The sequence below is a fragment of the Campylobacter sp. GB48 genome (assembly GCF_049221845.1).
Lineage (GTDB): Bacteria > Campylobacterota > Campylobacteria > Campylobacterales > Campylobacteraceae > Campylobacter_D > Campylobacter_D lari_C.
Map to the genome: position 1 here is coordinate 1 of NZ_JBMJAR010000026.1, position 6,052 is coordinate 6,052.

Sequence of the window (6,052 nt, forward strand, 5' to 3'; positions counted from 1 at the left end):
TCTTTTATAACGGCTTTTGTGATTTTAAAATCAAGTTTGTTAATTTTTAAATTAAGATAAGAGTTATTTGCATTCATTAAAAAAACCTTTGTTCATATTGGGATTTATTGGGGTTGTTTTTAATGAAAGGATAAGGATGCTCAATAGCATATAATAAGCCCATTATCAAACAATGGGCTTATTGTGTTATGAATTTGCCTCTCTCCAATCATCACTTCCACTTGTTCCAGCTGCTGTATGCTCCCAAATAACTTTTCTGTAATTTAAAGAAACTTTAAAAAGTTCTGTTTTATCATGATTATTTGCTTCTTGAGCATTTGGCATTACTAAAGTAATATCCGTAATGATAGCATCTTCTAATTTAGTTGTAAAAAAATGTTCTTGTCCACCACTTGTTGATGTTCTAAACCAATGAACTTCAACACTTGGAAGTCTTTCGCCTTTTGTAAGTGCATTATAAAGTAGAGGAACTGCTTTATTTAGAGAGCAAGTAAAAGTAAAAGGCTTATGAACTCTTTGTCCTGATGGTTGTCCACTTTGCTGATCAACTGGAACTGTTACAATATGAGAAATTTCTTGAGCCATAATTTCATCTTCGTGTCCTGCTTGATAGCGATTACCTATACTTGCTTCTGTAGAAGCACCACTTGAAATAAGTCCTTGGGTTGAACCTTCGATTTTGATGTATGCTGGTTGTGCCATATTTTTCCTTTGATTATAAAATTAACTTTATATTTTATATTAAAAGTTTTTTGTATTTTAATACAAAATAAGTAAAAATAATATAAAATTAATAAATAGAAATAAAAAATTATTTGAATTTGTATTAGGAAAAAAATATGTTTCAAAAAATTATGCAAGTTTTAAAATCTAAAATTTTTATAATTACATTAATACTTGTTGTTTTAGTTATTTTAAGTTTATTTTTTTGGTCTTATGGCTCTTTATTTGCATTTAATGAAATTTATGTTTTTAGCAATCCTTATTTAAGATTTGGGATAATTTTTATATTTTGGTGTTGTATTTTTTTGTTTTTTCTCTTAAAACCTTTAAGCAATTTTATAAAATCTCTTAAGGATGATAAAAGAATAAGACTTAAAGAAATTAAAAAAGAAGCTAATGAATTTTTGTATAAAGCAAAAAGAAATTTCTTTATTGCAATAAAAGATGCTAAGCAGACATGGAAAAAAGATATCAATACTAAAAATTTACCCCTTGTTATTATTATAGGAAATGAAGGAGCAGGTAAAAGTACTTTTATAAATTATTCTGATATAGAATATCCCTTGAGTGATAGTTTAGAATCATATAAAAAGATGCATAAGTCTACTAATAATTTTAGTTTATATGTTTCTAAAAAAGGTGCTTTGCTTGATACTGAGGGAAATTATTTTTCTCAAGAAGATTTTTTTCATCCTAACAGTAGTGATGAATTACCCGAAGATGATATAGAGAAAAATAGAGATTTCTTGATTAAAAAGAGTATTTGGCAAAATTTTTTAAAATTTTTAAATAAGAATTATTTTCATAGTAAATTAAATGGTGTTGTCTTGATAATTGATACTCGATTATTTTTGGAAGGCACAAAAGAGTATTCTAATAATTTAATTCGTTATTTAACAAAAAGGGTACATGAATGTGAAAAAATTTTAGGTATGCAATTACCTGTTTATGTTGTTTTTTCAAAATTAGATTTAATAGAAGGCATGAGAGAGTTTTTTGATATTTTTAATGAAAAAATTCCAAAAAAAGCTTTTGGTATAAGTTTTGCAGAATATTTTAAAGAAGAGGATATTCAAAAGTTTTTTGAAGAGATAAGTCAGTCGTTATTTTTGCGTTTTGTTGATAAAAATTCTTCTATATATACTATAGAAGAAAAAAATAAAATCTATTTATTTTTAAAGCAGTTGGATAATTTATTTGCGTTAAGTAAAGATTTTATTATACAGTTACAAAATGAAAATATTTTGAAAAATAGTTCGATTTTAAGAGGGGTGTATTATGTTAGTGCTTATCAAGAAAATGTGCCAAGAAATTTTATACTTGATGTAATTTGTGAGAAGTATAATATAAAAAAACCATTAGCTCAAGCAAAACCATCTTTTAGCAAGCAAAGTTATTTTGTTCGGTCCTTGCTTGAAGATATTATTTTTAAAGATACATCTTTAAGCCAAATTAAAAATTTTTATAAAAAAATATCACTTGTAAGTTTGACTATATTTTTGAGTTGCATGACTTATTTTACTTCATCTTATTTTATTCTCAAAACTGAACAAGAAAAGAAAATATCTCAAAGTGTTTATAATAATCTTTCTTTTTTGTTAGAAAATATACAAGATTACTCCACAATGAGTATAGAAGAGAAAGCAAAATTGCTAGTTGATTTAAGAAATATACTAAGTGTATATCCACAATTAATTGAAAAGACGAGTTTATTTGAATATTTTAGTTTAAATATAACATATAAAGGTTTCCAAAAAGCACAAAATTTATATTATAAAATTAGTGAGGATGTGTTGAAAAATACCCTATTAAAAGAAATGGAAATAATATTACAAACTGACGATAATTATGATAACTTAATTAAAACTTTATATGTATATAAATCATTGTTTGAGCAAAAATATCTTGATAAAGATTTATTAAAAATATGGATTAATGAAAATTGGAATTTTTTAGAAAAATATAAAATTTCTAAAGAAAATTTTCTATCTGGTATCGATGAACTTCAAAAGATTGATTTAAGTACTTCTCAGCAAGATGATATTTCGGTTAAATTATCTATTGAAAAACTATATAATGTAGCAAAAATTCAAAGAATATATACTTTACTTAACTTTATCATTCTAGATAAAAAAAATAAAGTATATAATTTTAAAAATGAATTAGGATTTGCTGCTAACAATGTTTTCTCAGATTCTATTAAAATTGATAGTATTGAAGAAATTTACACAAAAAGAGGTATGGCTGACTTTTTGCAAACATTAAATGTAAAAATAGATAAAGCCATTGAGATTGATTCGTGGATTTTAAATGATTTGTCAAATTCTGAAAATAGAAGTAATATGGCAATGGGAATTATTAAAATTTATTTAACGCAATATCAAAATAAATGGCAAGAAATTTTAAATTCACTTGCACCAAAAAAGTTTATTTCCAAAAGTTCTATGTTAAATGAACTTAATATACTATCTAAAAAAGAAAATCCTTTAATGAATTTTATAAAAATCGTTAGTGTAAATACTAATCTTAATGATGCTGCTTTACTAACTCAAGCATATAATCTTGGTATCAATGCTGCTGAAATAAAGACAAGTTTTATGGGGATTACTAATTCATTTGATGCATATCATAAAATTATAGAACAAAATTCTATTTTAAATACAGGTGCTACTGCTGTAGGTTTGGATGTTGGAAGTCATCAAAAAACTATGGAATTAATAAATACAGATTTGTCTAATATTCATAAAAAAATAACTGACTTTACAACAAATAACTCGCAAACTATTGAGGAAAAAATAAAATACGCTTTAAGCGATAGTAAAGATTCTAGCGACCCATTTAGTTCTCTTGAACAAAATATTAAAAATTTACCAAGTGAATTGGAAAAATACTATGCAACTCTTTCTTTGTATGCTTGGAGTATTATAGAAAACCATGGAGTTTCTTTGTTTAATACTGTTTGGTTAAATGAAGTTTATACACCATTTGTTAATGATATAGCTCCTTTTTATCCTTTTAATTTATTAAGTTCGCAAGATTTGAGTATAGATTCTTTTAAAAATTTCTTTGGTAAAAATGGAATTTTAAATAAGTTTTATGAGAAATATTTGACAAATGTTCTAATTAAAAGAAAAAATGTTTACTCTATTAATTCTAAATTTAGCTCAAGATTAACTTTTTCTAAAGAATTTTTGGATTTTATTACTAAGGCTGGTAATTTATCAGAGTTAATGTTAAATGCAAATGATGTAATGAGAGTGCGCTTTACTTTACAAAGTCTTGACTTAAGTGCCGATTTTTCTTTTGTAAAAGTTCAGTATAATGATACTTCTATTATATATGATCACACATTGCATACAAAATTAGATGTTATAACTGATGAATTTAACAATGGAACTAGTTTTGATTTCACTGCGTATTCTTATTTAGATGCTAATGTAAATTACACAAAATCATATAAAGGAGAATGGGCTTGGTATAAATTATTACAGGAAAGTAAAAATTCAAATTCATCTTATAGCGTTTTATTTAATGACAATAAAAAAATGTATTTTGATTTCAAGCTTAATAATAACAACTCAGATGTTAATAATATAATTAAGATATTAAGTGATTTTAAAATAGTAGAAAATATAACAAAGGTCCAAAATGATAGATAAAGAAACCATAGGATTGATAATTGAAAATATTGATGAAAATATTACAAAAACAGTAGCTTGTGTATTTGATGAAACTGGTGGACTTGTTGGATCAAGTCCAGAATGTTTATTTTGGATACAAGATAAAAATAACTCTGTTAAAGAAAAACATATGAAGATCACTTTTGAAGAAGGTTTTTTTACTATGACGCCTATAGAAGGCAGTGATATTTTTTATAATAATTCTTTTTCTAGATTGGAGGATGGTTATGAAATTATTATCAACAAAGGCGATGTTCTAAAGTTAGGTCTTATTGAGTTGCGTTTTGTTGATTCAAAGGAGATTAAACAAGAATCTTTAAAGCAAGCAAAAGAAATAAAAGAAATAGAAAAACACACACAGATGGATGAAATAGAGCTAAAACCTAGAGGAAAAATAGATGGTTTAGATTTTAAGGCAAAAGAAAACATTAAAGAACTTATTGAAACAAAAATAGACTATAGTTTTATAGAGGATAATAATATTAAAAATTCTGAAGTTATTATGGAGTCTAATTCTTCTGTTAATTTAGATTTTACTTATGAAAATATAGGAAAAATTTTAGATAAATTACAAAATGAATTATCACAAAATCGTAAAAAAACAATACTAAATGATAATTTCCAAAAATTAAATATAGATGATTTTCAAATGGTTATTTCAAAAATTCCGCTTATTAAAGATACAAAACTAATTAATCTTCTTGTGCTAAGTTTAATCACTAAAGAATTATATTCACCTGTATTTAAAGAAATGGAAGAAGATATTTTTATGACTTATTTGCAAAACGCCTTACAAAATATCATCAAAAATGATCAAAATATATTTGAAAATTTGACTTTATTGTCTTTAAATAAATACAAAAAAAAATAATTTTTTTAAAGTAAAGTAAGATAATTTTCTAAAATTAAATTTAAAAAGGAGTATCAAATGAAAATCACAATGATAATTCTAAGCTTATTTTCTTTAGTATCTTTAAGTGCATGTGCTTTTAAAGAAAAAAAAGCAAGTGAATTAGAAACTCTTGCAAGTAATTATGGTGGAATTTATATCTTTGATAAAAAAATAAGAGAAGAGATATTGGAAAATGAAAGAAAGATAAAAGAATATAATCAATGGATTAATAATATATCTGCTTCTGATGAAGAGTTAAGAGCTAATATTAAAAAGTATGATGTAGAAAAAAAATTCCCTCAAGTCCTTTCTAATGGTTGTAAATATTATCGTGATGATTATATTAATAGCTATAAAATAGGCGAATCTAATTTTAATTTCGATGATAAACCCGAATTTGCATACTATGAAGATCAATTTAAAGCATATATGGGTGAAGAAAACTATAAAAAATTAAAACCTTATTTGATTATGAGTAGTTATTATGTATGTAAGGGTAAAAGATATCCTATTACTTTTTATACCATGATAGATTATAAAGTAAAAAGCTATGGATTATTTGGAGATGAAGGAAGAGGATTTAGCTTTTCTAACATTAGTCGTAAAAGTGCAGAAGGAGGATCTTTTCATTATTTTACTAATGGTAAATTTATAAAAAGTGATGAAAAATATACAGGACAAAGTTACTGATGAACCCTAAAGAACTTATCTCTCAAATCAAAGACTATGCTGATATAGCAGATGCTAGTTATGCTAT

General features: G+C 24.7%; 4 protein-coding genes. 3 read left to right on the plus strand and 1 reads right to left on the minus strand.

The window, feature by feature from the left end:
- Positions 1-186 precede the first annotated feature (186 nt).
- Positions 187-702 carry an Hcp family type VI secretion system effector gene (locus tag ACOTVC_RS08340; protein WP_039626225.1) on the minus strand — a complete coding sequence of 172 codons (516 nt, stop codon included), beginning with the start codon at positions 700-702 and terminating at the stop codon, positions 187-189.
- Between the two features lie 137 nt (positions 703-839).
- Here ACOTVC_RS08340 and tssM point away from each other — a divergent pair, with 137 nt between their 5' ends.
- From tssM to ACOTVC_RS08355, 3 genes are read left to right on the plus strand one after another with little or no spacing between them, the layout of a single operon-like run.
- Positions 840-4,382: a type VI secretion system membrane subunit TssM gene (tssM, locus tag ACOTVC_RS08345; RefSeq protein ID WP_421628288.1), complete on the plus strand. Its 3,543-nt coding sequence runs from the start codon at positions 840-842 to the stop codon at positions 4,380-4,382.
- A complete protein-coding gene (locus ACOTVC_RS08350; RefSeq protein WP_421628290.1) occupies positions 4,372-5,274 on the plus strand; it encodes a hypothetical protein in 903 nt (300 codons plus the stop codon). The genes tssM and ACOTVC_RS08350 overlap by 11 nt, the downstream gene beginning before the upstream one ends.
- 57 nt (positions 5,275-5,331) lie before the next feature.
- Positions 5,332-5,985 carry a hypothetical protein gene (locus ACOTVC_RS08355; RefSeq protein WP_421628292.1) on the plus strand — a complete coding sequence of 218 codons (654 nt, stop codon included), beginning with the start codon at positions 5,332-5,334 and terminating at the stop codon, positions 5,983-5,985.
- The last annotated feature ends 67 nt before the right edge of the window (positions 5,986-6,052 follow it).